Origin of the sequence: Streptomyces boncukensis (assembly GCF_011045075.1) — a bacterium.
GTDB lineage: Bacteria > Actinomycetota > Actinomycetes > Streptomycetales > Streptomycetaceae > Streptomyces > Streptomyces boncukensis.
This window is the reverse complement of the sequence record NZ_JAAKZZ010000981.1, coordinates 1-1,207: the sequence shown is the minus strand read 5'-3', so window position 1 is coordinate 1,207 and position 1,207 is coordinate 1. Positions and strand designations below refer to the sequence as shown.

1 protein-coding gene is annotated in these 1,207 nt (G+C 79.3%); it reads left to right on the top strand.

Going from position 1 to position 1,207, the window contains the following annotated elements; translation table 11 throughout:
• On the top strand, positions 1-1,207 hold a 1,207-nt coding region (locus tag G5C65_RS37445; protein ID WP_420903408.1), incomplete at both ends, for a BACON domain-containing protein.

The following is a 1,207-nucleotide window of genomic DNA, read 5'->3' as shown; positions in this document are numbered from 1 at the left end:
GTCCCGTCGTCGCCCGCCCCGTCGTCGCCCGCGCCGTCCTCGCCCGCGCCGTCCTCGCCCCCGGCCTCTCCCGAGCACCCGTTCGCGGCCCCGCTCGCCGAGGCCGTCCGCGCCCAGCGGCGCCGCGAACTGGCCGCGCTCGCCTGGCCGGAGGCCGCGGGCATCGCCCCCGAGCAGCGCGAGGCGCTGGAGCTGTCCGTCCGCCACCAGCTGGCCGCGCACGAGGTCGCCGCCGTGCTGTCGCTCAGCGCCGAGGCGGCCAGCACGCTGCTCTCGCACGCCGCCTGCGAGGTCGAGCGCACCCGCGCCGCGCTCGCGGTCGTCGAGTCCGGCGGCTGCCCCGCCGTTGCGCGCCTCGCCGGGGACGACCGGCTGCTGATGGGCACCGCGCTGCGCCGCGAGCTGGTGCGGCACGTGGACGAGTGCGCCGAGTGCCGGCGGGGCGCCGAGCGCGCCATGGCCGGGGTGTCCTGGCCGGGCACGGCACCCGCCTCCGCCACGCTGGCCTTGCTGGAGGCCCCGCGCCCGGCCGTGCACGCGGCACTGGAGGCCGTCCGCAGGGCGCGGGCGCAGCGCTCGCCTCGGTTCGACAAGGCGGGCTTCCCCGTCGACCTCAAGGACCGCGCGGCGCGGCGGGAGCGGCTGCGCAGCCGGGCGGTGACCACCACCGTCGTCGCCACCGTCGTCGCCGCGCCGGTCCTCGCCCTCTGGGCCGCGTACCGCGGCGCGCCGAGCACCGGCGAGCGGCAGGCCGACAGCGCCGTATCAGCCCCCGAAGGCCAGGAGGCCGACCGCCTCGACGGGCTGCCGTACGAGAAGGCCGGGCGGGCCGACGACGCGAAGTCCGGCAAGCGCGGGAACCGCGCGGCGGAGTCCGGTATCTCGGTCGCGGTCGACATGCCGGGCGGCAAGCACGGCAAGGGGGCCCGGCAGCTGGCCGTGACGGCCGAGACGCTCGGACACGGCTCGCTGATCACCGTCAGCGCGCAGGGCGACAAGCCGGTCCGCTGGTCGGCGGCGGCGGACGCGCCGTGGCTGGAGCTGAGCCGTACGGGCGGAGTGCTGCGCCCCGGCCAGAGCGTGACGATCCGGGTCCGGGTGGACCGGGACCGGGAGCCGTCGCGCGCGTGGGCGGCGCATGTACGGATCGGGCCCGTGGGGGCCGTGGTCACGCTGTCCGGGGCCGGAGCCGGGGCCGGGTCCGGGG